Origin of the sequence: Undibacterium sp. Tian12W (assembly GCF_049339405.1) — a bacterium.
GTDB lineage: Bacteria > Pseudomonadota > Gammaproteobacteria > Burkholderiales > Burkholderiaceae_D > Undibacterium.
Window position 1 is genome coordinate 138,763 of sequence record NZ_JBMPPK010000004.1, and the last position, 25,250, is coordinate 164,012.

28 protein-coding genes are annotated in these 25,250 nt (G+C 51.6%); 24 read left to right on the plus strand and 4 right to left on the minus strand.

Going from position 1 to position 25,250, the window contains the following annotated elements; genetic code table 11:
* Positions 1-8 precede the first annotated feature (8 nt).
* The 12 genes from ACO0LI_RS06410 (at position 9) to rfaE2 (ending at position 11,084) form a co-directional block, all read left to right on the plus strand.
* Positions 9-986 carry a sulfonate ABC transporter substrate-binding protein gene (locus ACO0LI_RS06410; RefSeq protein ID WP_423031752.1) on the plus strand — a complete coding sequence of 326 codons (978 nt, stop codon included), beginning with the start codon at positions 9-11 and terminating at the stop codon, positions 984-986.
* Between the two features lie 142 nt (positions 987-1,128).
* Positions 1,129-2,274, plus strand: coding sequence for an FMNH2-dependent alkanesulfonate monooxygenase (gene ssuD, locus ACO0LI_RS06415; protein WP_422950356.1), 1,146 nt, complete (start codon positions 1,129-1,131; stop codon positions 2,272-2,274).
* Between the two features lie 8 nt (positions 2,275-2,282).
* Complete coding sequence (ssuC, locus tag ACO0LI_RS06420; RefSeq protein ID WP_422950234.1) at positions 2,283-3,167, plus strand: aliphatic sulfonate ABC transporter permease SsuC; 885 nt, start codon at positions 2,283-2,285, stop codon at positions 3,165-3,167.
* Positions 3,164-4,099, plus strand: a complete 936-nt coding sequence (locus tag ACO0LI_RS06425) for an ATP-binding cassette domain-containing protein (protein ID WP_422950235.1) — start codon at positions 3,164-3,166, stop codon at positions 4,097-4,099. The genes ssuC and ACO0LI_RS06425 overlap by 4 nt, the downstream gene beginning before the upstream one ends.
* Positions 4,100-4,125: 26 nt before the next feature.
* Positions 4,126-4,341 (plus strand): TOBE domain-containing protein, encoded by a 216-nt coding sequence (locus ACO0LI_RS06430; protein WP_110256421.1) that lies wholly within the window; start codon positions 4,126-4,128, stop codon positions 4,339-4,341.
* Positions 4,342-4,365: 24 nt separating this feature from the next.
* A complete protein-coding gene (locus tag ACO0LI_RS06435; protein ID WP_423031754.1) occupies positions 4,366-5,211 on the plus strand; it encodes an EAL domain-containing protein in 846 nt (281 codons plus the stop codon).
* A gap of 271 nt (positions 5,212-5,482) precedes the next feature.
* Complete coding sequence (cysT, locus tag ACO0LI_RS06440) at positions 5,483-6,337, plus strand: sulfate ABC transporter permease subunit CysT (protein ID WP_422950237.1); 855 nt, start codon at positions 5,483-5,485, stop codon at positions 6,335-6,337.
* A gap of 2 nt (positions 6,338-6,339) precedes the next feature.
* The gene (gene cysW / locus ACO0LI_RS06445) at positions 6,340-7,269 is read left to right on the plus strand and encodes a sulfate ABC transporter permease subunit CysW (RefSeq protein ID WP_423031756.1); all 930 of its coding nucleotides are present in this window, start codon (positions 6,340-6,342) and stop codon (positions 7,267-7,269) included.
* Positions 7,270-7,287: 18 nt separating this feature from the next.
* Positions 7,288-8,352 (plus strand): sulfate/molybdate ABC transporter ATP-binding protein, encoded by a 1,065-nt coding sequence (locus ACO0LI_RS06450; protein ID WP_422950239.1) that lies wholly within the window; start codon positions 7,288-7,290, stop codon positions 8,350-8,352.
* A 39-nt stretch (positions 8,353-8,391) separates the two neighbouring features.
* On the plus strand, positions 8,392-9,324 hold the full coding sequence (locus tag ACO0LI_RS06455; RefSeq protein ID WP_423031758.1) for a CysB family HTH-type transcriptional regulator: 933 nt from the start codon (positions 8,392-8,394) through the stop codon (positions 9,322-9,324).
* A gap of 131 nt (positions 9,325-9,455) precedes the next feature.
* Positions 9,456-10,319 (plus strand): ferritin-like domain-containing protein, encoded by an 864-nt coding sequence (locus ACO0LI_RS06460; protein ID WP_110256427.1) that lies wholly within the window; start codon positions 9,456-9,458, stop codon positions 10,317-10,319.
* A gap of 285 nt (positions 10,320-10,604) precedes the next feature.
* Positions 10,605-11,084, plus strand: a complete 480-nt coding sequence (gene rfaE2 / locus ACO0LI_RS06465; protein ID WP_423031761.1) for a D-glycero-beta-D-manno-heptose 1-phosphate adenylyltransferase — start codon at positions 10,605-10,607, stop codon at positions 11,082-11,084.
* Here the strand turns inward: rfaE2 and ACO0LI_RS06470 are convergent.
* The 3 genes from ACO0LI_RS06470 to ACO0LI_RS06480 all read right to left on the minus strand — a co-directional run bounded on the left by ACO0LI_RS06470 (position 11,081) and on the right by ACO0LI_RS06480 (position 15,001).
* Entirely contained in the window at positions 11,081-13,561 is a 2,481-nt protein-coding gene (locus ACO0LI_RS06470; protein ID WP_423031763.1) for a sensor domain-containing protein, read from the minus strand. The two genes, rfaE2 and ACO0LI_RS06470, sit on opposite strands and share 4 nt — an antisense overlap.
* A 216-nt stretch (positions 13,562-13,777) precedes the next feature.
* A complete protein-coding gene (trmL, locus tag ACO0LI_RS06475; protein ID WP_423031765.1) occupies positions 13,778-14,248 on the minus strand; it encodes a tRNA (uridine(34)/cytosine(34)/5-carboxymethylaminomethyluridine(34)-2'-O)-methyltransferase TrmL in 471 nt (156 codons plus the stop codon).
* A gap of 9 nt (positions 14,249-14,257) precedes the next feature.
* Positions 14,258-15,001, minus strand: coding sequence for a phosphoribosyltransferase family protein (locus ACO0LI_RS06480; RefSeq protein WP_423031767.1), 744 nt, complete (start codon positions 14,999-15,001; stop codon positions 14,258-14,260).
* A gap of 102 nt (positions 15,002-15,103) precedes the next feature.
* Here ACO0LI_RS06480 and ACO0LI_RS06485 point away from each other — a divergent pair, with 102 nt between their 5' ends.
* From ACO0LI_RS06485 to ACO0LI_RS06515, 7 genes are all read left to right on the plus strand, one after another.
* Complete coding sequence (locus ACO0LI_RS06485) at positions 15,104-16,018, plus strand: methyltransferase domain-containing protein (protein WP_423031769.1); 915 nt, start codon at positions 15,104-15,106, stop codon at positions 16,016-16,018.
* A gap of 222 nt (positions 16,019-16,240) precedes the next feature.
* The gene (gene coxB, locus ACO0LI_RS06490) at positions 16,241-17,428 is read left to right on the plus strand and encodes a cytochrome c oxidase subunit II (RefSeq protein ID WP_422950246.1); all 1,188 of its coding nucleotides are present in this window, start codon (positions 16,241-16,243) and stop codon (positions 17,426-17,428) included.
* Positions 17,429-17,451: 23 nt separating this feature from the next.
* Positions 17,452-19,047 (plus strand): cytochrome c oxidase subunit I, encoded by a 1,596-nt coding sequence (gene ctaD, locus ACO0LI_RS06495; protein WP_422950247.1) that lies wholly within the window; start codon positions 17,452-17,454, stop codon positions 19,045-19,047.
* A 48-nt stretch (positions 19,048-19,095) separates the two neighbouring features.
* A complete protein-coding gene (locus tag ACO0LI_RS06500) occupies positions 19,096-19,203 on the plus strand; it encodes a cytochrome oxidase small assembly protein (RefSeq protein WP_232063105.1) in 108 nt (35 codons plus the stop codon).
* 12 nt (positions 19,204-19,215) lie between these two features.
* Complete coding sequence (locus ACO0LI_RS06505; RefSeq protein WP_423031771.1) at positions 19,216-19,821, plus strand: cytochrome c oxidase assembly protein; 606 nt, start codon at positions 19,216-19,218, stop codon at positions 19,819-19,821.
* The gene (locus ACO0LI_RS06510; protein ID WP_422950249.1) at positions 19,818-20,033 is read left to right on the plus strand and encodes a DUF2970 domain-containing protein; all 216 of its coding nucleotides are present in this window, start codon (positions 19,818-19,820) and stop codon (positions 20,031-20,033) included. Before ACO0LI_RS06505 ends, ACO0LI_RS06510 begins: the two co-directional genes overlap by 4 nt.
* 39 nt (positions 20,034-20,072) lie before the next feature.
* Positions 20,073-20,933 (plus strand): cytochrome c oxidase subunit 3, encoded by an 861-nt coding sequence (locus tag ACO0LI_RS06515; RefSeq protein ID WP_423031773.1) that lies wholly within the window; start codon positions 20,073-20,075, stop codon positions 20,931-20,933.
* A gap of 127 nt (positions 20,934-21,060) precedes the next feature.
* Here ACO0LI_RS06515 and ACO0LI_RS06520 read toward each other — a convergent pair whose 3' ends face one another.
* Positions 21,061-21,261 (minus strand): twin transmembrane helix small protein, encoded by a 201-nt coding sequence (locus ACO0LI_RS06520; protein ID WP_110256438.1) that lies wholly within the window; start codon positions 21,259-21,261, stop codon positions 21,061-21,063.
* Positions 21,262-21,323: 62 nt separating this feature from the next.
* On the opposite strand from ACO0LI_RS06520, the gene ACO0LI_RS06525 reads away from it, so the two are divergent.
* Genes ACO0LI_RS06525 through ACO0LI_RS06545 form a run of 5 tightly spaced genes read left to right on the plus strand, consistent with a single transcriptional unit; the run spans position 21,324 to position 25,201 of the window.
* A complete protein-coding gene (locus ACO0LI_RS06525; RefSeq protein WP_422950251.1) occupies positions 21,324-22,037 on the plus strand; it encodes an SURF1 family protein in 714 nt (237 codons plus the stop codon).
* Between the two features lie 34 nt (positions 22,038-22,071).
* On the plus strand, positions 22,072-22,629 hold the full coding sequence (locus ACO0LI_RS06530; RefSeq protein WP_422950357.1) for an SCO family protein: 558 nt from the start codon (positions 22,072-22,074) through the stop codon (positions 22,627-22,629).
* A gap of 21 nt (positions 22,630-22,650) precedes the next feature.
* Positions 22,651-23,742, plus strand: coding sequence for a COX15/CtaA family protein (locus ACO0LI_RS06535; protein WP_423031775.1), 1,092 nt, complete (start codon positions 22,651-22,653; stop codon positions 23,740-23,742).
* Positions 23,739-24,623 carry a heme o synthase gene (cyoE, locus tag ACO0LI_RS06540; protein WP_422950253.1) on the plus strand — a complete coding sequence of 295 codons (885 nt, stop codon included), beginning with the start codon at positions 23,739-23,741 and terminating at the stop codon, positions 24,621-24,623. Before ACO0LI_RS06535 ends, cyoE begins: the two co-directional genes overlap by 4 nt.
* The gene (locus tag ACO0LI_RS06545; protein ID WP_422950254.1) at positions 24,620-25,201 is read left to right on the plus strand and encodes an SCO family protein; all 582 of its coding nucleotides are present in this window, start codon (positions 24,620-24,622) and stop codon (positions 25,199-25,201) included. The genes cyoE and ACO0LI_RS06545 overlap by 4 nt, the downstream gene beginning before the upstream one ends.
* The last annotated feature ends 49 nt before the right edge of the window (positions 25,202-25,250 follow it).

Genomic DNA, 25,250 nt, shown 5'->3' on the forward strand with positions numbered 1-25,250 from the left:
GGCTGATGATGAAATTGTCTGCCATCCGTCGCCTGTTATTGGCATTTGCTTTGAGCAGCGTACTGCCTGTGAGCAGCTTTGCAGCTGGAACTGACTTGCCCAAAGACTTACCTAAGGAACTACGCATAGGTTTTCAAAAAAGCTCAGTCAACCTGACCTTGCTGAAACACAGGCAGGCGCTGGAACAGCAATTGAAAGGTGTCAAAGTCACCTGGTTTGAATTTACCGCTGGCCCGCAAATGCTGGAAGCCTTGTCCGTTGGCAGCATAGACTTTGCCACCACGGGCGAACCGCCACCTATCTTTGCCCAGTCAGCAGGCAGCAATCTGGTCTATGTCGGTGCTGAACCGGCCAAGCCAGGTGTCAGCGCGATTTTGGTGAAACCTGAGTCAAGCATACGCACGCTGGCAGATCTGAAGGGCAAGAAAATCGCCTTTCAAAAAGGTTCAAGTGCGCATTACCACGTCTTGCGCGCTGTGCAGCAAGCTGGTTTGCAATGGTCAGACATCACGCCTGTGTATCTGGCACCGGCTGATGCCAGAGCAGCTTTCGAGCGTGGCAGTGTTGATGTCTGGGCGATCTGGGACCCGTACTGGGCCGCGATTGAGCAAAGCGCAGCGCCAAGAATCCTAGTGACTGGCAAGGGCCTGGTGAACAATCTGTCTCACTATTTGTCAGCACGCAGCTTTGCTGACAAATATCCCAAAGTCATACAAGTGCTGTTTGAAGAGCTGACGCGCAGCGATACCTTTGTGCAAAAGAACCGCGATGAAGCTGTCGCCATCATTGCTGCCAGCACTGGTCTGGATAAACCAACCATCGCCAGTTTTCTGGAACGCAGGCCACGTTCGCCCGTCGTCTATCTGACCCAGAACATCGTCGATGAACAGCAAAGAGTGGCTGACAATTTCTATCAACAAAAACTGATACCCAAAGCAGTCAATGTGCGTGATGCGGTTTGGCTGCCACCAGGCACCAAACTATGAGAGGCTCTCGCAAAAATAATCTGGCGTTGTTGCGCCGTCTTGCCGTGCTAAAGCACTGTCTGCGCCGGCGACGCCTAGCCAGCTTAATTTTGCAAAAGCCTCTAACTATGACACGAGAAAAATACAGGAGCAAATAATGAGTTTGAATATATTCTGGTTTATTCCCACCCATGGTGATAGTCGCTATCTGGGGACGACGCATGGCGCGCGTGAAGTCAATTATGACTACCTGAAACAGATTGCGGTTGCTGCCGACACCCAGGGTTTTGACGGTGTACTCTTGCCTACGGGCCGCTCTTGCGAAGATGCTTGGGTGGTGGCCTCCAGCCTTATAGGTGCGACCAGCAAACTCAAATTTCTGGTAGCGATACGCCCTGGTTTGAGCAGCCCCGGTCTGGCAGTACGCATGGCCGCGACCTTTGACCGTTTATCCAAAGGGCGTTTGCTGATCAATATCGTCACCGGAGGTGATCAGGGCGAGCTGGAGGCTGATGGCGTATTTGCCGATCATGAAAAGCGTTACGAAATCACTGACGAATTCTTGCGCGTCTGGCGTGCTTCACTGGCTGGAGAAGGTGGTGACGCCGGTTATGATTTCGAAGGCGAGCACATTACTGTCAAGGGCGCAAAAACCTTGTACCCGGCGATACAAAAACCTTATCCGCCGCTGTATTTTGGTGGCTCTTCTGAACCGGCGCATGAGCTGGCAGCAGAGCAGGTCGATGTTTACCTGACCTGGGGTGAGCCACCGGCAGCAGTAGCCGCCAAGATCGCCGACATGCGTGAACGCGCAGCCAAACATGGCAGGACTTTGCGCTTTGGCATACGTCTGCATGTGATCGTGCGTGAGACTAACGATGAAGCCTGGAAAGCTGCAGATGACTTGATCCGTTACGTCGATGACGAAGTCATCGCCCGTGCACAAAAAGCTTTTGCCAAAATGGATTCAGTCGGCCAGCAACGCATGATCGCCCTGCATGGCGGTAAGCGCGACAAGCTGGAAGTGTCGCCTAATCTGTGGGCCGGTGTAGGCTTGGTGCGCGGTGGTGCAGGTACCGCTTTGGTCGGCGATCCTGAAACCGTGGCTGCACGTATCAAGGAATATCAGGCGCTTGGCATCGACACCTTTATTTTCTCGGGCTACCCGCATCTGGAAGAATCTTACCGTTTTTCAGAACTGGTATTCCCGCTGATAGGCAAGACCGTGCCCGGTGTTTCCACCAGCCTGACTGGCCCGTTTGGTGAAGTCATGGCCAATGGCATCGTTCCCAAGGTATCGCAAAGCTAGGAGGCAATATGGGACCAATGATTACTGAAGTGAGTGAATTTGCTGCTACCTATGCGCAGGGTGGCTCCAGCCATGCAGCACAGTTTACCGCAAAAAAGCCAGATGTCTTTCGCCAGGTCAGCGTTCGTCTGCTGAAACGTGGTTTGCCCTGGCTGGTGCCAGTAACATTGATCCTGTTCTGGCAACTGGCAGCGCAGACTGGCTGGTTGTCCAGCCGTATCTTGCCTGAACCGCTGGCAGTAGTAAAAGCATTCTGGACTCTCGCTGTTTCCGGCGAAATCTGGGTACATGCCAAGACCAGTCTGTGGCGGGCGATATCCGGCTTTGCAGTCGGCGGTGGGCTGGGGCTGTTGCTGGGTTTGCTGACAGGCAGTTTTCGTTTTGCAGAAACCTTGCTAGACACAACGCTGCAAATGGTCAGGAATATTCCTGCGCTGGCTTTGATACCACTGGTGATCTTATGGTTTGGTATCGATGAGATGGCCAAGCTGTTCCTGGTGTCGGTGGGCGTGTTCTTCCCGGTTTATCTGAATACTTTTCATGGCATACGCACCGTCGATAAGGGTTTGATAGAAATGGCGCAAAGCTATGGCTTGTCTGGCTGGGCTTTATATCGCGATGTGATCTTGCCGGGTGCTCTGCCTTCAATACTGGTTGGCGTGCGTTTTTCACTGGGCCTGGTGTGGGTCTTGCTGATCGTTGCAGAAACCATTTCTGCCCAGGCGGGCATAGGTTATATGACCATGAATGCGCGTGAATTTTTACAAACCGATGTGGTGCTGGTCGGCATATTGTTATACGCCTTGCTGGGCAAACTGGCCGATGTGCTGTCGCGTGGGCTTGAACAGTATTGCCTGCGCTGGCATCCGGGCTATCAGGGGAGGGCAGCATGATGCGTCAATTTTCAGAGTTTTCCATCAGTGCCGTTCCAGACATCATCGCCCTGCGCGACGAACTTGATGGTGGCTGGGAGCAGACTGCCAAAGGTGAATGGTCGCCAGGGACTGAAACTGAAACTGCCCAGAACGCAGGGAGTACGTCAGCTAGCAGCGGTACCGCACTCAGTCTGCGCCTCATACAAAAATCGTATCAGGGACGGCAGGTATTGAAGTCATTGAATCTGCAGATTGCTGCAGGTGAGTTTGTCGCCATCATAGGTCGTAGCGGTTGCGGCAAGAGTACCTTGCTGCGCCTGATTGCCGGCCTGGAAAAAGCCGATAGCGGCAGCCTGGAATTTGCTGAGGGAAATGAAAAACCAGATACCAGGGTGATGTTCCAGGATTCTCGCTTGTTGCCGTGGAAGTCTGTTATTGCCAACGTGGCACTGGGTCTGGGTAGTGACAAGACCAGGGCGCGTCAGGCTTTGGAAAAGGTCGCGCTGGCCGAGCGTGCTGACGAGTGGCCATCGGTATTGTCCGGTGGCCAGCGTCAGCGTGTTGCGCTGGCAAGGGCACTGGTGCATGAACCGGCCCTGTTATTACTTGATGAACCTTTGGGCGCACTCGATGCACTGACCCGCATTGAAATGCAAAACCTGATTGAAAGCCTGTGGCAGCAGCGTGGTTTCACTGCTGTGCTGGTGACCCACGATGTACAGGAAGCCATCGCCCTGGCAGACCGTGTGATCCTGATAGAGGATGGGCAAATCACGCTGGATACCCGTATCGACTTACCCCGCCCGAGGGCGCGTGGCAATCCAAAATTTGCCGAGCTGGAAGACCGTATCTTGCAGCGCGTTTTACAAAAACCTTCAGCCGCACCAGACACCGAACTGGGTGATGTGTCGCTGTTGAGGACTGTCAGTCAGGTTGCATGGGCAATCTGATTGTTTCACTAATTTAAGGAGTTATCATGAGCATACAAGCTATCAACGTCCGTAATCAATTTCGCGGCAAAATCAAGGCCATCATCGAAGGTTCTGTCGTGTCTGAAGTCGATGTCGAGACACCCGCAGGCATCGTCACTTCTGTCATTACTACGCGCTCCATCAAAGACTTGAACCTGGTCATTGGTTCAGAAGTCGTGGCGCTGGTAAAAGCGACAGAAGTTTCTATCGCCAAGTTATAGATAGAATTTTAAGCTGAGGCAGGCATGCATTATCCCGCATTGCAAAACTACCTGAGTCGTCTGCAAAGTACGCTGGCCACCACCAATTTGTGGCTGGATGAACAAGGGCGTGCGCGCGGACGTTATTTTAATTCCACTCTGACCAGCGCCTTCCAGGCCATACGCGCTGGTGATGATGGCCGTATCGTAGCTTATGAGGCCTATGCACGCAGCTATGCCAGCGATGACCAGGGGCTGAATATCTGGAAATTGCTGGAAAACGCCGCCAATGATGATGAGTCGGTAGAGCTGGACAGGCTGTGCCGGCTCTTGCATACCCTGAATTTTTACCGGCAGCCAGAAAGTGCCAAGCTGGACTTATACCTGAGTGTGCATAGCCGCTTGCTGGCAGCGGTGGAGGGTAATCATGGCATGGCTTTCCGCCGCATTCTTGATGTGCTGGAATTGCCACATCCAGATATCGTCTTGCAACTGCCTTTGATCACACCCAGCCAGCGCTGGGTCTTGACCCACGTTGCCGAGAATTACCGGCGCAATGGTTTCCGCATAGGCTTGCATGCGGCCAGCCTGGAGCAAGCCGTTGATTTACTGGACCGCATACGGCCTTCATCCATCAAGGTTGATATCAGTCTGGCCAATGATGCAGAGGCACAAGTGCGTTTGCTGGAGCAGGCTGACCGGGCCCAGTGCCACATTATTTTCCGCCGCATCGAAAACCAGAAGCGCTTGCAGGCATTGCGTGAGGCAAACCAGACTGCCAGCCCTTATCTGTTACAGGGTTTTTTGTTTGATTTGCCCAAAGCGGCATTATTAAGCCGTGAAGAAAGCAAGCTGAGCTTCCATTACGAAGAAGAATTCAAACTCGCCTGAGATTTTTCTTCTTACAACTAATGCAGAGATCACCGATGCGATGCTGCAGCGGTGTCTCTGCGTTTTTGCACGTTCTGCATATGCAAAGCTGCAAAATGCCTTGTTCATCGTCAATCCAATGACTTTTGAATAATTTTTTGGCATTTTTGCTCATTAGCGTCTAATCTATATGCGAAAAACGTATGTAAGCATAAGAAAAAATTCGTTTTCTATATAACAAAATACTGGGAAGATTGCTCATCGATAGTCATATCTGTAATAAAGGCTAAGCATGGCGCAGTTTTTAGGATCAAATAAAAAGGCAAGACGGGTGATGCCCGGCTTTCAGCTTTCTCTGGGTTTTACCCTGTTTTATCTGGGCTTGATTGTCCTGATACCGCTTTCTGCCGTGTTTCTGAAAACCTTCACCATGACCTGGGAAGCCTTTTGGAATACCGTCACTTCTGACCGTGTGATGGCATCTTACCGCCTGACTTTTGGTGCGTCCCTGCTAGGTGCGCTGATCAATGTCTTCTTTGGCGGCATCGTTGCCTGGGTGCTGGTGCGCTACAAATTTCCTGGCAAGCGCTTGATTGATGCATTGGTGGATTTGCCATTTGCCCTGCCGACAGCAGTGGCAGGCATCACCCTGGCAACCCTGTATGCACCAAATGGCTGGATAGGCAAATTGCTGACGCCGTTGGGCATCAAGGTTGCCTACACGCCTCTCGGTATTTTGATTGCGCTGACATTCATCGGCCTGCCTTTCGTGGTGCGCACAGTTCAGCCTGTACTGGAAGAAGCTGAAAAAGAACTGGAAGAAGCAGCCGTCAGCCTGGGTGCCAGCCACCTGCAAACCTTTTTGCGTGTGATCTTGCCCAGTATCTTGCCTGCCTTGCTGACTGGCTTTGCACTGGCCTTTGCCCGCGCCACCGGTGAATATGGCTCAGTGATTTTTATCGCTGGCAACATGCCCATGATTTCTGAAATTACGCCGCTATTCATGATTACCAAACTCGAACAATATGATTATGCTGGGGCGACGGCGATTGCCGTGGTCATGCTGCTGCTGTCTTTCACTCTGTTACTGGCGATTAATGCGTTGCAGGCATGGACGCGCAGCCGCCAAAATGCAGGGAGGGATTGATCATGACGACAGCCGCCATTAATTCACCTGCTACTCCGCCAACTAATCAACCAACTAAAGCTCCGCTTGCTACCCGCAGACATGAGCCGGTGATCACACCTGCGGCAACGCTGGAACCGTTGTGGGTACGAATAGTTTTGACTGTGACCGCATTGCTTTTCCTGACCCTGTTTTTATTCATTCCACTGGCAGCCGTTTTTGCTGAAGCGCTGAAAAAAGGTTGGGAAGTTTACCTGGCAGCGATAGTAGAAGCAGATGCCTTGTCGGCCATTAAACTAACCCTGATAGCTGCAGGCATAGCCGTGCCGCTGAACCTGGTGTTTGGTGTGGCAGCAGCCTGGACTATCGCCAAGTTTGAATTCCGTGGCAAGAATGTCTTGCTGACGTTGATTGATTTGCCGTTTTCAGTGTCTCCCGTGATCTCCGGTCTGATCTATGTCTTGCTGTTTGGTGCCCAGGGCTGGTTTGGTGAATGGCTGCGTGATCATGAAATCAAGATTTTGTTTGCCGTACCTGGCATTGTGCTGGCAACCATCTTCGTGACTTTTCCGTTCGTCGCCCGTGAATTGATACCACTGATGCAGGCACAGGGTAGCGAAGAAGAAGAGGCTGCACTGGTACTCGGCGCATCTGGCTGGAAGACTTTCTGGTACGTGACCTTGCCGAATATCAAATGGGGTTTGCTGTATGGCGTGATCCTGTGTAATGCGCGTGCCATGGGTGAATTTGGTGCGGTATCGGTAGTGTCTGGCCATATCCGTGGCGAGACCAATACCATGCCGCTGCAAGTCGAGATTTTATATAACGAGTATAACTTCACCGCCGCCTTTGCTGTCGCGTCACTGCTGACCTTGCTGGCTTTGCTGACACTCGCGCTGAAAACATTAGTCGAATGGCGTACCAATGAAAACCGCCAGTTGCCACAAGAATAAAGAGAGAAGGGGTTCACCGTGAGTATCGCTGTTAATCAATTACAAAAACGCTTTGGTAGTTTTACCGCACTGGACAATGTCTCGCTGGATTTTCCGAATGGTGAACTGACCGCCTTGCTGGGGCCATCAGGCTGCGGCAAGACCACACTACTGCGCATCATCGCCGGTCTGGAATATGCTGACAGTGGTCAGGTTTTGCTCGACGGGCAAGATGCCTCTGCGCAGCATGTGCGTGAACGCCAGGTTGGCTTTGTATTCCAGCACTATGCCTTGTTCAAACATATGACGATTTTTGAAAACATCGCTTTTGGCTTGCGTGTCAAACCGCGTCATCTGCGTCCTTCAGAAAGCGAGATCAAGGAAAAAGTTACCAAGCTGCTTGAGTTAGTGCAACTCGATTGGCTGGCCGACCGTTATCCACCGCAATTGTCAGGTGGCCAGCGTCAGCGCATTGCGCTGGCACGTGCATTGGCAGTAGAACCGCGCGTGCTTTTGCTGGACGAGCCTTTCGGTGCGCTGGATGCCAAGGTGCGCAAGGAATTGCGCCGCTGGTTGCGTCGCCTGCATGATGAATTGCATGTCACCAGTATTTTCGTCACGCATGACCAGGAAGAAGCGCTGGAAGTGGCTGACAAGATTGTTCTGATGAACCATGGCAAGGTCGAGCAGGTTGGTGCACCGGCTGAGGTATATCACCATCCGGCTACGCCTTTTGTATATGGCTTCCTCGGTAATGTGAACTTGTTCCGTGGCCGTATCCATGAAGGCATACTTGATGCCGGTGGTGTGCCTTTTGAAGCCCCTGGCCATGCCGAAACCCGTGACGCTTTTGGTACCGGTTATGTGCGCCCGCATGAACTTGAAATAGACCGTTATTCGCCCGGTGCAGCAGGTCTCAATGTGCAACTGCGCCGCGTCCACAGTATAGGCCCGCTGGCCCAGCTGGAACTGGAAAGAGATGACAACGGCGAACTGGTCGAAGCCATGATTTCTACAGAACGCTATGAACAACTGAAACTCAAAGTCGGTGAAGCTCTGGTAGTGCGCCCTAAACGCCTGCATGTCTTTGTCGATACCCAATAAATAGTAGATACGAAATAATAAATAAAAATAAGGCGCCTTATGAATTTCCAACAATTACGCTCCATCCGTGAAGCTTCACGCCGCGGTTACAACCTGACTGAAGTGGCAAATGTGCTGTTCACTTCCCAGCCCGGCGTCAGCCGCCAGATCCGTGAACTGGAAGAAGAACTCGGCGTCGATATTTTCGAACGCAATGGCAAGCGCCTGACTGGCCTGACAGAGCCGGGCAAGGACATATTGCCCATCATAGAAAGATTGCTGCTGGAAGCAGAAAACCTGCGCCAGGCTGGCGAGGACTATTCTGACCAGTCCAAGGGCACGCTGACGATAGCCACTACCCATACCCAGGCACGTTATGTGTTGCCCAAGGTAGTACAAGGCTTCCGCCAGGCTTTCCCGGACGTGCGCATCGCCTTGCAACAAAGTTCACCAGAACATATTGCTGAATGGGTATTGTCTGGCAAGGCTGACATTGGTATCGCGACAGAAGGCCTGTCTCAATTCAAGGACCTGGCTTCTTTTGCCTGCTATGAATGGAATCACGTTGTCGTCGTACCGGAAGGCCATGCTTTGCTGGAGAAGGGTGAACTGACGCTGGAAGATCTGGCGAATTATCCACTGATCACCTATGACGTCGGTTTCACTGGCCGTGGTCATATCGACGATGCTTTCCGTCTGGCAGGTTTGCGTACTGACATTGTTCTGACCGCCATGGATTCTGACGTTATCCAGCAATATGTGGCACTGGGTCTGGGTGTGGGTCTGGTAGCATCGATGGCGATAGAAGTGCAACGTGCACATGGTTTGAGGACAATTTCGGCCAGCCACTTGTTTGCATCGAATGTCACACGTCTGGCGGTACGCCGTGGTGCTTACCTGCGTGCTTATACCTATGAATTCATACAACAGTTTGCACCTAATCTGGACAGGGATGAGGTAAGGCAGGCAGTCAGCGAAAACGAAATAAGTTAATCAAACTATACAAGATGTTGCATCCCCGCCTAAATTTTAAGCAATTCAGGCGCTGTCGTGAAGGCGTCACATCTCTCTGGTAAAATTAGGCAAATTATTCTAATTTCCGCAATTTTTATCAGAGGTTGACCATGCTTTACCCTGAATTGTTTAAGTCTTTGGAGCAAGTGCGCTGGAATATGGAGTCAGACATCCCCTGGGATAAATATGATGCCAGCAAACTGACGCCTGAGCAGGCGCAAACCATCAAGATGAATGCCATCACTGAATGGTCTGCGCTGCCAGCGACAGAAATGTTCTTGCGTGATAACCGTGGCGACAGTGATTTTTGCGCCTTTATGTCCATCTGGTTTTTTGAAGAACAAAAACATTCCCTGGTCTTGATGGAATACCTGCGCCGCTTCCATCCTGAACTGGTGCCGACTGAAAAAGAACTCGACAATGTACGCTTCGAGTTTGACCCAGCACCACCGCTGGAAACCCTGATGCTGCACTTTTGCGGTGAAATACGCCTGAACCACTGGTATCGCTGTGCATCTGACTGGCATACCGAACCTGTCATCAAGCATATCTACAAAATCATCAGCCAGGATGAAGCACGCCACGGCGGTGCTTATCTGCGCTACATGAAAAAATCCCTGGCTGAAGTCGGCGATGTGGCACGCGCTGCGTTTTCAAAAATTGGTGTCCTGATGGCGTCAGCCAGGCGCACAGAAAAACCTTTGCACCCGACCAACCTGCATGTCAACCAGGCATTGTTCCCTAACGACACCATACAATCACGCCTGCCTGACCCTGACTGGCTGGAACGCTGGCTCGACGGCCAGATCAAGTTTGATGGCGTGTGGGAAAAGAAAGTCGTCGACCGCATTTTGCACAATATGTCGCTGCTGTTCGAGCGTACTTTTGAGACTGTGCAAGACTTGAACCGCTATCGCAAGGAAGTTGCGCAAAGACTGGTTATTTTGCCTGGCAGCATGCCTAGTGCTGCATAAACCTGGTTTGAGCAGGTACAATCGCCGCTAATCATTAGCGGCGTTTTTGTTTATAAATTCAAGACCGTTCAATACAGGGACGCAAAGGGGCATAGAGGAAAATCGCGTGGTTTTCCGTAGGTTGGGCTACGATTTACCAGCCCAACACTGTGCCTTTGATAAACGAATACGTTATTTATACGCCGAGTGTTGGGCTGATGAAACGTAGCCCAACCTACAATAAATTACGATTTTCCCCGTGCCTCTGTGGTGAGTGGTTTTTCAAAAAAATACTGAACTATTTCCATGCCAGAATTCGAAAAAAAACTCACTACCCGCGAGCAATTGGCGGAACGTGTACGCGAGCTACCCAAACCCGTGGTCATGACCAACGGCGTATTCGATATCCTGCACCGCGGTCACGTCAGCTATCTCGCTGATGCACGCGAATTTGGTGCTTCGCTGGTGGTGGCGGTGAATACCGATGCCTCGGTCAAGCGACTGGGTAAGGGCGATGACCGGCCCGTCAATACCTGTGCAGACCGCATGGCGGTGCTGGCAGCGCTGGAGTCTGTCAGCCTGGTGGTGGAATTTGATGAAGATACCGCATTGCAGGCAGTGCTGGCAGCGCATCCTGATGTGTATGTCAAAGGTGGCGATTATGATATGACAGCCATACCTGAAGGTCAGGCTGTGCTGGCCTATGGTGGTACAGTGGCAGCCATCGATTTTGAGCATGACCGTTCGACCAGTAAATTGCTGGCCAAAGTGCGCTCGGGCGCTTAAGTTTTTTGTTGCTGGAGCAAAAGCTCAAATTCTTCTGGCGGTACGGGTTTCGAGAACAGATAGCCTTGCGCAAAATCGCAGCCTGCCTGTTTCAGCAAGTCATGCTGCTGTTGCGTCTCCACCCCTTCGGCGATGACCTTCAAGTCCAGCTTGTGCGCCATCATGATGATGGCTTCAGACAAGGCAATATCACTGGCATCTGTTGCCAGGTTACGGATGAAGGACTGGTCTATCTTGAGGTAGTCGATATCGAATTTTTTCAAGTAGGACAGTGAAGAGTAGCCGGTACCAAAATCATCCAGCGCGACCTGTATCCCGGCATCGCGGAACTGCAAGAGTTTGCTGGTGATTTTCTGACTGGCATCGAGCAATAAGCCTTCGGTAATTTCTACGCTGATTGCCTGACCAGGCAGGTTTTGTAGCGCCAGCTCATGTATCCAGTTGATATAGCGTTCCTGGTCACCCTGGAATTCCATCGGCGATTGGTTGATGCTGATCTGGAAGTCGGGGTGATACAGCTCGCGCCACTTCTTGACCCAGCGCAGCGCCTCGCGGAATACCAGGTCACCGATAGCAATGATCAGGCCGCTGGTTTCTGCGATGGGAATGAATTCCATAGGGCTGATGAAGCCTTGCTGTGCATGCGGCCAGCGCACCAGGGCTTCAGCCTTTTGTATTTTCCCGCTATGGATATCGACGATGGGCTGGAAATAAACACGCAGGCTGCCATCGGCAATCGCGGCACGCAAATCATTGGTCATGCGCAAACGTGCCAGCGCCGCAGTCTGCAGGCCGGGTGTGAAATAGCTGAAGCGATTGCGGCCCTGGGCCTTGGCAGCATACATGGCCTGATCAGCATGCTTGATGAGGTCATCCAGATTGTCGGCATCGCGCGGGTAAATGGTGATGCCCACGCTGGCAGACAAATAGATTTCTTCACCCGCCAGCTGGAAGGGGGTGGACATGCTGCGTATGATGTTTTGCGCTATTGTCTCGGCGCGGTTTTGCTCATGCATCTCCGGTAGTGAAACGGTGAATTCATCACCACCGAGGCGGGCCACGGTATCACTCTCCCTGACGCAATGGCGCAGGCGGTGAGCCGCTTCTATCAGCAGGGCGTCACCTGTCGCATGGCCCAAGGTATCGTTGACCTCCTTGAAAAAATCCAGGTCAATGAACAGCACGGCCAGCGGCAGTTCATGGCGCTTGCTGAGCTTGATGTCGTGGTCCAGCCTGTCATAAAACATGCGCCGGTTCGGCAGGCCAGTCAGCGTATCGATATTTGCCTGCTGCCAGATCAGGGCCTCGGTTTTTTTCTTTTCGGTGATATCAAGCACCGTGCCCAGCATGCGCTGTGCCCGGCCATCCCTGTTCCATTCCACGACGGCACCGACGGACAATATCCATGCCCATTCGCCGCTGGCTTTCTTTTGTCGGAATTCGACGCGATATTCATCGCTCTTGCCTTCCAGATGTTCCCTGAAAGCACGCGCTGCGAGGGGGAAGTCTTCGGGATGCACGCGGGCGGCCCAGTTCTTTTTATTTTCCTGGAAACCCTCATGTGCATGGCCCAGCATCAAGGCATATTCCGGGCTGACGATGGCGTCCCCGGTTTGTACATTTAAATCATATAAACCCTGATGCGTGGCCGATAAAGCCATACGCAGGCGTTCCTCGCTTTCCCGTAACGCGACTTCGGCCTGCTTTCTTTCAGAAATGTCGGTATGAGTACCGACCATACGTGTCGGTCTGCCCTGGCTGTCACGCTGTATGACGGTGCCGCGCGTCAGTATCCATTTCCAGCGGCCATCCTTGCATTGCACGCGATGCTCATTGATATAAATCGCTGTCTTGCCATCAAAGTGAGCCTGCCTGTCCAGGTACATTTGTTTCAGGTCGTCAGGATGAGTGCGTCTGTCCAGTTCTTCAGACAAATCTTCTATTTCATCTTTTTCATAGCCATAGATTTCACGCAGACGGTCCGACAATATCTCTATACCGGTTTGCGGATACCAGTCCCAGACACCATCACCCGAACCTTCCAGCGCCAGTTGCCAGCGCTCTTCGTGCAGGTGCAATTGCTCTTCGCTTTGCTTGCGCTGGCTGATATCAATAATCATGGCATAGCAGCCCTTGACCCTACCATCATGGTCAAATACAGGAAAGACTTGGGCTGAGATATTGCGGGCACCACCGTGCAGATAGGGCACGGTGGTTTCGTAGGCGACGCTTTCTCCTGACAGCGCAAGCTTTACCTGAGGGAGTACATGTTGAAAAGCTTCTTCCCCTATGACCTCTGCCATGTGCTTGTTAATGACCGCAGAGCGGGGTATGCCAAACCAGTCTATATACACCTGGTTGATGAATTGATAATGGTAATTGGCATCGACATAAGAAATGCAGACGGGCAGGGCATCAATCAAATGCCGCAGTTGCTGAAGATTGTCTTCAAATTGCTCAATTCCCGAATTTTGCACGATCTTGTCCTGGCCTTGGGTCCATGCCCTGGTTGGGGCGCCCAATTATCATTGTCTGGAATCTGCTTTCCTGTAAGCATGCTAAAGGATTCCATGGAAAATGCAGTAAATTTCAAAATGAGTGTGGTAATTTGGATAATTGACCTGCGGCAATAATGTGGCAATAACGCAGCATTAATGGAGTAGTAAAGCAGCAATAATAGTGCTGGTCTAGTATCAACTGCCGCCTGCAAAACCATTTTGACGCCAGGCCTCATATACCACCACTGCTACCGTGTTGGATAAATTCAGGCTGCGGTTATCTGGTCGCATAGGCAGACGTATGCGCTGGCTGGCCGGAAAGGACTCGCGCAATTCAGGTGCCAGGCCACGGGTTTCTGCACCAAATACAAAATAGTCACCGGGCTGGAAGGCCAGATTGGCGAAAGCTGTAGAGCCGTGGGTGGTCATGGCAAACATACGGCTGCTGTCGGGCTGCTCGCTGGCACAAAACGCTGCCCAGTTCTTATGCACTTTCATGGTCGCATAATCATGATAATCAAGACCGGCGCGTTTCATCTTGCTATCGTCCAGGGGGAAGCCCAGTGGCTCTATCAAATGCAGTTGTACGCCTGTGTTAGCGCACAGGCGGATGATGTTGCCAGTATTTGGCGGTATTTCTGGTTCGACCAGGACGACGTGAAACAAGGTGATTCCTTAGTGAATATGGGGAAGGGTGCGGGCAAAAACATAAGCTGTCACTTTGGCGGCACCGTAACGTTTCAGCATTGTAGCGATTTCATGCAGGGTCATGCCAGTAGTCATGACATCATCAACGATACCCACATGCGCGCCGCGCAAACTTTCTTGCTGGCTTTCATCGACACAGAAGGCATTTTTGACATTGCGTGCCCTGGCAGCATTTGGCAAGCTGCTTTGCATCGCAGTGTTCCTGCTGCGTTGCAGGAGATGCATTTTGGCCGCTATGCCCAGATGCTTCGCCAGCGGCCGGGTAATTTCCCAGGCCTGGTTGAAGCCGCGCTCCGCCAGCCTGTCTTTACCCAGCGGCACGGCACACAGCAGATCCGGCAATTCATGGCCTTGCTGTTGCATGATGCTATCCCTGAGCATGCGGGCGAACCAGGGCGCCAGCGCCAGTTGATGGGCGAACTTCAAAGACAGTACCAGCTGATCCTGAGGGGCGGCATAATCGCAGACACTTAATGTCCTGTCAAAAGCCGGTGGATTGCTGAGACAATCTCCACAGCGTGGACTGGCACTGGCGGGCGGCAGGGGCAGGGCACATTGCAGGCACCTGGTCTGCCCGGTCTGGAAATAGCGCGCATGGCATGCGCGGCAAACCACATCGCTGCTGTCCAGGTGGCACAAGGCGCAGGAATTTGGTATCAGGGCAGCGATGCCTTTTTTCCAGGTAGTTTGCCACCTCAGTTTCCAGCTCATTTGCCAGCTTCTTTTGAGTTTGTCAGTGATCATGGGCACATCAGTATACAAGCGTGTAAACTGCCAGCTTGAAGAAAAACGTAATTCATTATCATTTTGCCTATGTTGAGTGCTCCTATCAATCTGCAACTGGTGCGCCGCCTGTTTGCCGATGCGACAAAAATCCGCCCTTCCGACTTTTTGCGTCGCGAAATAGCCACGCGCATGCGTGAAAAACTGGAGCTGGTCAAAATCCAGCCCGCAGCCTTGCTGGATGCCGGTTGTGGCGAGTCAGATGATATCGCTGAATTACAAAAAAACTATCCTGCGGCCCTGGCGTATGGTGTTGATGCATCTTTGTCCATGCTGGAGGCCGGCAGGGACAAGCATCTGGCAGCCAAGAGCGCTGTCGGACGTCTGTTATCAAAATGGACGCCTGCGGCTTTGCGCCAGGAGGCCAGTCAGTATTTGCTGTGCGCAGACTTTGCCCGCCTGCCTATGGCAAATACCAGCGTGGATCTGATCTGGTCGAATCTGGCGTTGCACTGGCATCCCCAGCCTGACTTGGTGTTCGCCGAATGGCGCAGGGTCTTGCGCACGGATGGCTTGCTGATGTTTTCCTGCTTTGGCCCGGATACCCTGATGGAATTGCGCCAGGCCTTTGCCGAAGTGGACGATTTGCCACACGTACTCCCCTTTGTTGACATGCATGATTTTGGCGATATGCTGGTAAATGCGGGGTTTTCCACGCCAGTCATGGATATGGAAAAAATCACGCTGACCTATGGCAGTGCCAATAAATTATTGGAGGATGTGCGTGCGCTTGGTGGCAACCCGTTGATGACGCGCAGGCAAGCCTTGCTGGGCCGCAAAGCCCATGCGCGCTTGCTGGCGGCGCTGGACAAGCGCAAAGATGCCGATGGACGCATAGCCCTGACGCTGGAAGTGGTATACGGCCATGCTTTCCGTCCGGTGAACCGCAAAACTGCTGCCGGTGAATCCATAGTCCGTTTTGACTTGCCTAAAAAACCAACTTAATCCAGATCAATAAATCAAGAAAAACTGTAAAATTTCTTGATAAATCGTTGTTACATTTGAGCGAAATCATAGATGGCGCTCATGTATTCTGCTTGATATCACCCTGCTTTACGCCTTATACTCTCGCAGTTGTGGAAGTTGCCGGTACGCATTTGAAAATATTTTGAATTTGTGTCCCTGGCGCTCTGTTAAAAGAATTCTAATCGGGTTTTGGGGAAATTCATGAAACATGCTAAGCGATTAAAGTCGTTCATGCTGGGTGCCTCGCTCTTGGCTGCTAGTCTGCCAACGTGGGCGGTGGTCAATGGTCCAGTAGTGGATATGAAGGGCGGTCCGGCAGTCAAGCAGTTAAACCTGCAGCAACCAGTTACAAGAATTGCCCAAGATATTTACGACATCCATAACCTGATGCTGTATATCTGCCTGGCCATTTTTGTGGCGGTTTTCGGGGTGATGTTTTACTCCATCGTAATGCACCGCAAGTCTGTTGGCCATAAACCTGCCACTTTCCATGAAAGTACAACAGTAGAAATACTGTGGACTATCGTGCCTTTCATTATCGTTATCGGCATGGCTTTGCCAGCAACAAAAACTGTTGTTGCAATGAAAGACACCTCGAACGCCGACATCACCATTAAAGCTACTGGAATGCAATGGAAATGGGGCTATGACTACCTGAAGGGTGAAGGCGAAGGCATTTCCTTCCTCTCGACACTGGCTACTCCCCGTACCCAGGTTGGTGCGCCTGGCGTAGAACCAACAGAAAAACGCGGCGACAATTACCTCATCGAAGTCGATAATGAAGTCGTGGTTCCGGTCAACAAAAAAGTCCGCATTATTACCACTGCAAATGACGTTATCCATGCCTGGACTATTCCTGCCTTTGGCGTGAAACAGGATGCGATTCCTGGTTTTGTCCGTGATACCTGGTTCAAGGCTGAAAAAATCGGTACTTACCGTGGTCAGTGCGTAGAGCTGTGCGGTAAAGAACATGCTTTCATGCCTATCGTTGTCAATGTCGTTTCTGACGATGACTACAAAAAATGGGTAGATACCAAGAAAAAAGAAATGGCTGCCAAGGCAGACGACCCAAGCAAGGTCTGGACTGTGGATGAGCTGAAACAACGTGGCGAAAAAGTCTATGCAGCAAACTGTGTGGCTTGCCATCAGGCTACCGGCAAGGGTGTACCAGGTGCTTTCCCTGCACTGGATGGTTCCGCTGTCGTGACTGGTCCTAAAGCAGCTCAAATCGGTATTTTGCTGAATGGTAAGGGTGGCATGCCAGCCTGGAAGGCTACTTTGTCTGATACAGAAATTGCTGCGGTAATCACTTACACACGCAATAACTGGTCTAACAAGGCTGCTGAAAACATCGTCCAACCAGCTGAAGTTTTGGCTGCGCGTAAGTAATAACAGGAAGAACAGGAGAAAAGATGAGCACTACTACAGCTGATCACGCTCACGATCACTCTCACGACCACGCGCATGACCATCCTCATGGTTGGCAGCGCTGGTTGTTTGCAACCAACCATAAAGATATCGGTAGCCTGTATCTGTGGTTCGCTTTCACGATGTTGCTGGCCGGTGGCGTCATGGCCCTCGGTATCCGCAGTGAATTATTCCAGCCTGGCCTGCAACTCATGCAACCGGAATTCTTTAACCAGTTGACCACCATGCATGGTCTGGTCATGGTTTTCGGCGCGATCATGCCAGCTTTCGTTGGTTTCGCTAACTGGATGATCCCTCTGCAAATCGGCGCGTCCGATATGGCATTTGCCCGTATGAACAACTTCTCGTTCTGGCTCATGCCTCCTGCAGCCTTGTTGCTGATGGGTTCCTTCCTGGCACCTGGTGGCGCAACTGCTGCTGGCTGGACACTGTATGCACCATTGTCCACACAAATGGGCCCAGGCATGGACATGGCGATTTTCGCTGTCCACATCATGGGTGCGTCTTCCATCATGGGTTCCATCAACATCATCACCACCATCCTGAACATGCGCGCTCCTGGCATGACATTGATGAAGATGCCGATGTTTTGCTGGACATGGTTGATTACTGCTTACCTGCTGATCGCTGTTATGCCAGTTCTGGCCGGTGCGATCACGATGACACTGACTGACCGTCATTTTGGTACATCCTTCTTTAATGCAGCTGGCGGCGGCGACCCTGTCATGTACCAACACATTTTCTGGTTCTTCGGACATCCAGAGGTGTACATCATGATTTTGCCAGCCTTCGGTATCGTTTCCCAGATCGTTCCTGCATTTGCCCGCAAGCCTTTGTTTGGTTATGCATCGATGGTGTATGCAACAGCATCCATCGCGATCCTGTCCTTCATCGTCTGGGCGCATCACATGTTTACAACCGGTATGCCAGTGACGGCACAGTTGTTCTTCATGTATGCCACCATGTTGATCTCGGTACCTACCGGCGTGAAAGTGTTTAACTGGGTTGCGACGATGTGGAAAGGCTCGATGACTTTCGAGACGCCTATGTTGTTTGCCGTCGGCTTCATCTTCGTGTTCACCATGGGTGGCTTTACTGGCCTGATCCTGGCGGTGACACCGATTGATATCCAGTTGCAAGATACTTACTACGTGGTTGCCCACTTCCACTATGTGTTGGTGGCTGGTTCCCTGTTTGCCTTGTTCGCCGGTTACTACTACTGGGGTCCAAAATGGACAGGTTTCATGTACAACGAAACACGCGGCAAAATCCACTTCTGGGGTTCGCTGATTTTGTTCAACGTGACCTTCTTCCCTATGCACTTCCTGGGTCTGGCCGGTATGCCACGTCGTTATGCCGACTACCCTGCGCAATTTACTGATTTCAATCAGGTTGCCACTATCGGTGCGTTTGGTTTCGGTTTGATGCAGGTATATTTCATCCTGGCAGTTGTGATCCCGTCCATCAAAGGCGGCATTCCAGCAGCAGCGAAACCATGGGATGGTGCTGAAGGCCTGGAATGGACAGTGCCTAGCCCTGCGCCTTTCCATACTTTTGAAGAACCACCAGAATTCAAATAATGTAATGCGGCTGAGGCTTGCTCCGGTTCTGCCGGAGCAAGACAAAAAATGAGTAATCGAAAAAAACCGAATAACTTGCGAACTGCCATCATTTTGTTTTCTGTGGCGCTGGTGTTCTTTGCCGGTGTCTTCATCAAGCAAACCTGGTTACGCTGATAGGATAGCTTCATGTCGCAAGAAGAATCCGGTGTTGCTGGCAAGAACAAGCTGAATGCGAAAATGCTCAGCAAGTTGCTGGTAATTGCCTTGATGATGTTTGGATTTGGTTATGCTTTGGTACCCATCTACAAACAGATTTGTGAATTGACGGGTGTAAATATTCTGACGCCCAAGGATATCTCGGTCAAAGAAATATCCAATTCCCAGATCGACAGAAGCCGTGAAGTGACGGTGGAGTTTGATGCAAATACGCAAGGCCCGTGGCGTTTTCGTCCTACCGTGGCGAGCATGAAAGTGCACCCCGGTGAAATGACACAAATCGTTTATGAAGTAGTCAACAAGCAGTCTTACAAAATGGATGCGCAGGCGATACCAAGCTACGCACCACAACAGGCTGGCAATTACTTCAAAAAGATGGAATGCTTTTGTTTCAAGCAGCAGACTCTGGGGCCAAATGAAGCAAGGCAAATGCCGGTAGTGTTTTATCTGGACCCGGCCTTGCCTAAAGATGTGAAGACGATTACCTTGTCTTATACTTTCTTTGAAGTAGGCGTCAAGCCACAGGCCGCAACTGCTACATCTGCTGCATCTGGCGAGGGACAGGGCAAGTCATGACAGATTTAAAAGACGCAAGCAAGCGCAAGGCTTCGTTTTTGGCAACGATGAAAGCCGTATTCTGGTCGTTTTTGGGAATACGCAAGAAAACTGATTATGAGCAGGATGCAGCGCAGTTGAATCCTGTTCACGTGATTATTGCCGGCATCATAGGTGCGCTGATCTTTATTTCAGTGCTGATCATGATAGTCAGACATGTAGTCGCAAAATAACAATTCAAGTAGTACATTAAATTGCATCGGGAGATGGAAATGAGTTCTCAACACGCTAATGCGCCATACTATTTTGTGCCTGGCCCATCCAAATGGCCAGTACTGGGTGGCACCACCTTATTGCTGACCATGATAGGTGCTTCTGCCTGGGTTAATGGTCTGGCCTGGGGTTCTTACCTGAACTTTGCCGGTATTATCCTGACACTGGTGGTCTTGTATAAATGGTTTGGTGATGCGATTGCTGAATCTGAGGGTGGTAAATACAGCGCCCGTATCGATGTCTCCTTCCGCTGGAGCATGAGCTGGTTCATCTTCTCTGAAGTGATGTTCTTTGCAGCCTTCTTTGGCGCATTGTTCTATGCACGTACTATCTCAATGCCATGGCTTGCTGATTTTGATCACAAAGTCCTGTGGCCTGATTTTGCTGCGAACTGGGGTAATGTAGGCCCGGCTGGCACAGTTGAAGCCTTCAAGACCATGGGTCCTTTCCCTATCCCTACGATCAATACAGCCTTGTTGCTGACTTCCGGCGTGACATTGACGATTGCTCACCATGCCTTGCGTGAAGGGCATCGCGCCAAGACAGCCATCTGGTTGTTTGCCACAGTCTTGCTGGGTGCTGTGTTCATGGGCTTCCAGGCTTACGAGTACATGCATGCGTATAGCGAACTGAACCTGAAACTGACTTCCGGTATCTATGGTTCCACTTTCTTCATGCTGACCGGTTTCCACGGTTTCCATGTGACCATGGGTGCGATCATGTTGTCGGTGGTCTTGTATCGTGTCATGAAAGGCCATTTCACACCTGAGCACCACTTCGCCTTTGAAGGTGCTGCCTGGTACTGGCACTTTGTTGATGTGGTCTGGCTGGGTCTGTACGTTGTTGTTTACTGGCTGTAAGCAAGCTTTAGCAGCAAAAAATAGCGTAAAAAAAGCCGCACAGTTAGTGCGGCTTTTTTACATATATGGAATTGTCTGAATAGCTGACGGTACTGAAACCAGTCCGTCACTAAAATTCTGGCTGGATTTACCTGATACCGGTAGGTTGTATCAGGCCAAAATGATTGGCCAGCAGGATCAGCAAAAACAGCGTGATAGAAAAACCTACCCGAAATGCCAGTGCCTTGACCGTGCGATTGCTTTTCCCCTTGTCCTTCATCAGATAAACCAGGGCAGACCCCAGGCTGAACAGGATAAGGAAAAAAGCGATGGCGACAAGAATTTTCATACTCGGTTATTGTTGGTGCTTTTGATTGATCGACTCTTGCATTGTAATGCCTTAATACCTGAATGCCTATTTCCTTCCGTTTCCGCCTGATCCCGTTTATTGCCTGCCTGCTGCTGGCCAGCCTGGGCATCGCTTTGGCGCAATGGCAGACGCGCAGGGCAGAAGAAAAAGAAACGCTGGCAGCGCAAATGGCCGAGCGCCAGCATTTGCCTGCACTGATGCTGAATGCGCAAACGCCGCCCGGACAGTTGCAGGCGTTTCGCAAGCTGCAAGTCAGTGGACAATTCATACGCGAATGGCCCTTGTATTTAGATAACCGCCCACTGCAGGGAAAAGCTGGTTTGTATGTGTTGATGCCTTTCAAGCTGGCCGATAGCAGCAAATATGTCTTGATCGCCCGTGGCTGGCACCCGCGCGATGCACGTGACCGTATGCATATGCCGGATATTCCTGCCGCAGGTGGCCAGGTCGTGCTGGAAGGCATGCTCAGGGACAGGCTGGAGCGGGTAATGCAACTCGGCCAGGCCGAAGTGGTCAAACCGGGCAGCCTCTTGCAAAATATCGATGTGGAAGCATTGGCAAAACAGACGCGCTGGGATTTTTATCCCTTTGTGCTGGAACAAACTTCCTTGGAAAACGATGGCCTCTCGCGTGAATGGCCGATGCCTTCGGCAGGTGCTGGCAAGCACAGGGGCTATGCCTTTCAATGGTATGCGCTGGCTCTGATGGCTTTCTTATTTTTTGTTGTTACTGGATTTCGTCGTGGAAAAAACTGAAAAGCAAAAGTCGCGTGGTCGCTGGAAATTATTGATGGTGCTGGCAGTCTGTGCTGCCCCCATGGTTTTCTCCTATCTGGCCTACTATGTCATCAAACCTGAAGGCCGCACCAATTACGGCACCATTCTTGACCCACGCAACTACCCCATGCCCAAACTGGCCGGGCATCTGCTGGGCGCTGCGGCGACTGATCCCGTGATTGGGCTGGAAGCCTATAAAGGCAAGTGGCTGATGCTGCAGGTAGATAGCGGTGCCTGCGCTGAGGCTTGCCAGAAGAGAATGTATGACATCCGCCAGTTGCGTACCGCCCAGGGCAAGGAAATGGACAGGATAGAACGCGTCTGGCTGATCACCGACGATGCTCCCATCGATACCATGCTGATACGCCAGCATGACGGTGCCCGCATGCTGAAGGTCGATGCTGCCGCCCTGAAGGCCTGGTTGCCGACTGAAAGTGACACCCAGATCAGCGACCATATTTACCTGATCGATCCGCTAGGCAATCTGATGATGCGCTATCAAAAAAATGCAGATGCCAACAAGATTAAAAAAGACCTCAGCAAATTATTGCGTGCGTCAGCGATAGGTTAAACAATAGGTTAAACAATAATCATGTGGTTGCAGATTGCATTGACAGCACTGATGGTCGCGGTAATACCGGCGGCGATGGTGTTCATGTCCAGGGAAAAGAATAAATATCGCAAGCTCATTGCGGTGACCGTCACCCTGACTTTTGAACTTATCATGTTTGGTGCATTCACCCGCCTGACAGATTCTGGCCTGGGTTGCCCGGACTGGCCGGGTTGCTATGGACAGTCCAATCCCTTGCAATCCCATGCTGCGATCAAGGCGGCAGAAATTGCCATGCCCACTGGCCCCGTGACTTTGCAAAAAGCCTGGATAGAAATGGTGCACCGCTATCTGGCCATGAGTGTGGGCATACTGATTATCGTGCAGATGATTATCGCCTGGGTGCGCCGCCGGCAGCTTGCAAGCAGCCCCTGGCTGGCGACTTTTCTCTTGTTCTTTGTTTGTCTGCAAGGCGCTTTCGGTGCCTGGACCGTTACTCTGAAGCTGCAACCCGTCATAGTGACTACTCACCTCATTTTGGGTATGGGCTTGCTCGCCCTTCTCAGTGCCAGCCTCGAACAGCAAAGCAGCTCGCTGGCGGGCCGCAGCATTGCCGCCGCTGATGGCAAGCGCATGTTATGGCCAGCCACTCTGGCTTTATTGCTGGTGTTTGTGCAAATCAGCCTGGGTGGTTGGGTGAGCACTAACTATGCTGCTCTGGCTTGCCAGGATTATCCCATGTGCAATGGCCAGGTGATACCAGCGATGGATTTTGAACATGGTTTCAGCCTCTGGCGTCAGCTCGGTCTCACGAGGAATGGTGATTACCTGCCTTTTAATGCCCTGGTTGCCATACACTGGGTGCACAGGAACTTTGCTTTGCTGGTGGTGGCAGTCTGCCTGTGGGCTGCACTGAGAGCACGCAAGATTGCCGGGCTGGAAAAACTGAGCCGCCACATCTTGCTCGCGATTGTTGCCCAATTCATCATCGGCATTTCTACCGTCTTTTTTTCCTGGCCCTTGTTGCTGGCAGTTTTGCATAATGGGATGGCCGCCATGCTCGTGCTTTTGCTGACCATGTTAAACTACCGCATAAGGCATGTGAGCCTTGCCGCTGCCAAAGATAGACCATGACCACTTTAAGTTTGCCTTCCAACCGACTGGCTCAGTACTGGGCTTTGACCAAGCCACGTGTGACCCAGCTCGCCGTATTTTGCGCCGTGATCGGCATGTTCCTGGCTACGCCAGACTTGCCGGACTGGCGCGTGGTTGTTGCCGCCACCGTCGGTATCTGGCTGCTGGCTGGTGCGGCTTTTGCCGTAAATTGCCTGGTGGAAAAAGAAATTGATTCTCGCATGGCAAGAACTGCACGCCGCGCCACAGCCCAGGGTGAAATCACTGTGCCGCAAACCCTGGTGTTCTCTGGTGTCATCGGTGGCATGGGCATGTGGGTTTTGTATACTATGGTCAATCCCCTGACCATGTGGCTGACTTTTGCTACCTTTGTTGGCTATGCTGTCATTTACACCATCATCCTGAAACCGGCAACACCGCAGAACATCGTCATCGGTGGTTTGTCAGGTGCCATGCCACCGGCGCTGGGCTGGGCAGCTGTGGCAAACGATGTGCCCATGCAGGCCTGGTTGCTGGTATTGATCATCTTTGTCTGGACGCCACCGCATTTTTGGGCGTTGGCCATGTACAGGCGCGATGATTACGCGCGTTCCGGCCTGCCGATGTTGCCGATTACCCATGGCCTGGAATTTACCCGCTTCCACATCTGGCTGTATACGATAGCGCTGTTTGCCACCACCATGCTGCCCTATGCGGTGCACATGAGCGGCCTGATTTATCTGGTCAGCGCGATTATTCTGGGCCTGATCTTCCTGTGGTATGCATGGCGCATTTACAAGCACTATGATGATGTACTGGCACGCAAGACTTTTGCCTATTCCATTATCTACCTGTCCCTGCTGTTTGCAGCCTTGTTGATTGATCACTATATCAAGCTATGAAAATTCTGAAGCACCTGGCCAGCATGCTGATGGCTCTGAGCCTGCTTGCTTGCGCCCCGGCCCAGGAAAAATTCAATAACACCGATCTGACCGGCCTTGATTACGCCAAAGACTTTGCCCTGACAGATCACAATGGCAAGCCGCGCACCCTGGCAGATTTCAAGGGCAAGGCGGTAGTCATCTTCTTTGGCTATACCCAATGCCCGGATGTCTGCCCGACCACCATGGCAGAAATGGCGAGTGTCATGAAATTACTGGGCCCGGATGCCGACAAGGTGCAAGTCTTGTTTGTGACCCTGGACCCTGAACGCGATACCCAGGCTTTGCTGGCCAACTATGTGCCCAATTTTGATAAGCGCTTCCTGGGTTTGTATGGCGATGCTGCCGCAACGGCCAAAGTTGCCAAAGAATTCAAAGTGTTTTATCAAAAGGTAGAAGGCAAAACACCCGGCAGCTATACCATGGACCATACGGCAGGCAGTTATGTATTTGATCCTCAGGGGCGCATCCGTTTATTCTTGCGCCATGGACAGGGAGCAGAACCTGTTGCCCATGATTTGAAAATCCTTCTGAAGTAAAGCCGCAGAGAATACAAAGCAGGCGGCACTCAGGTCACGAAATGAGCGG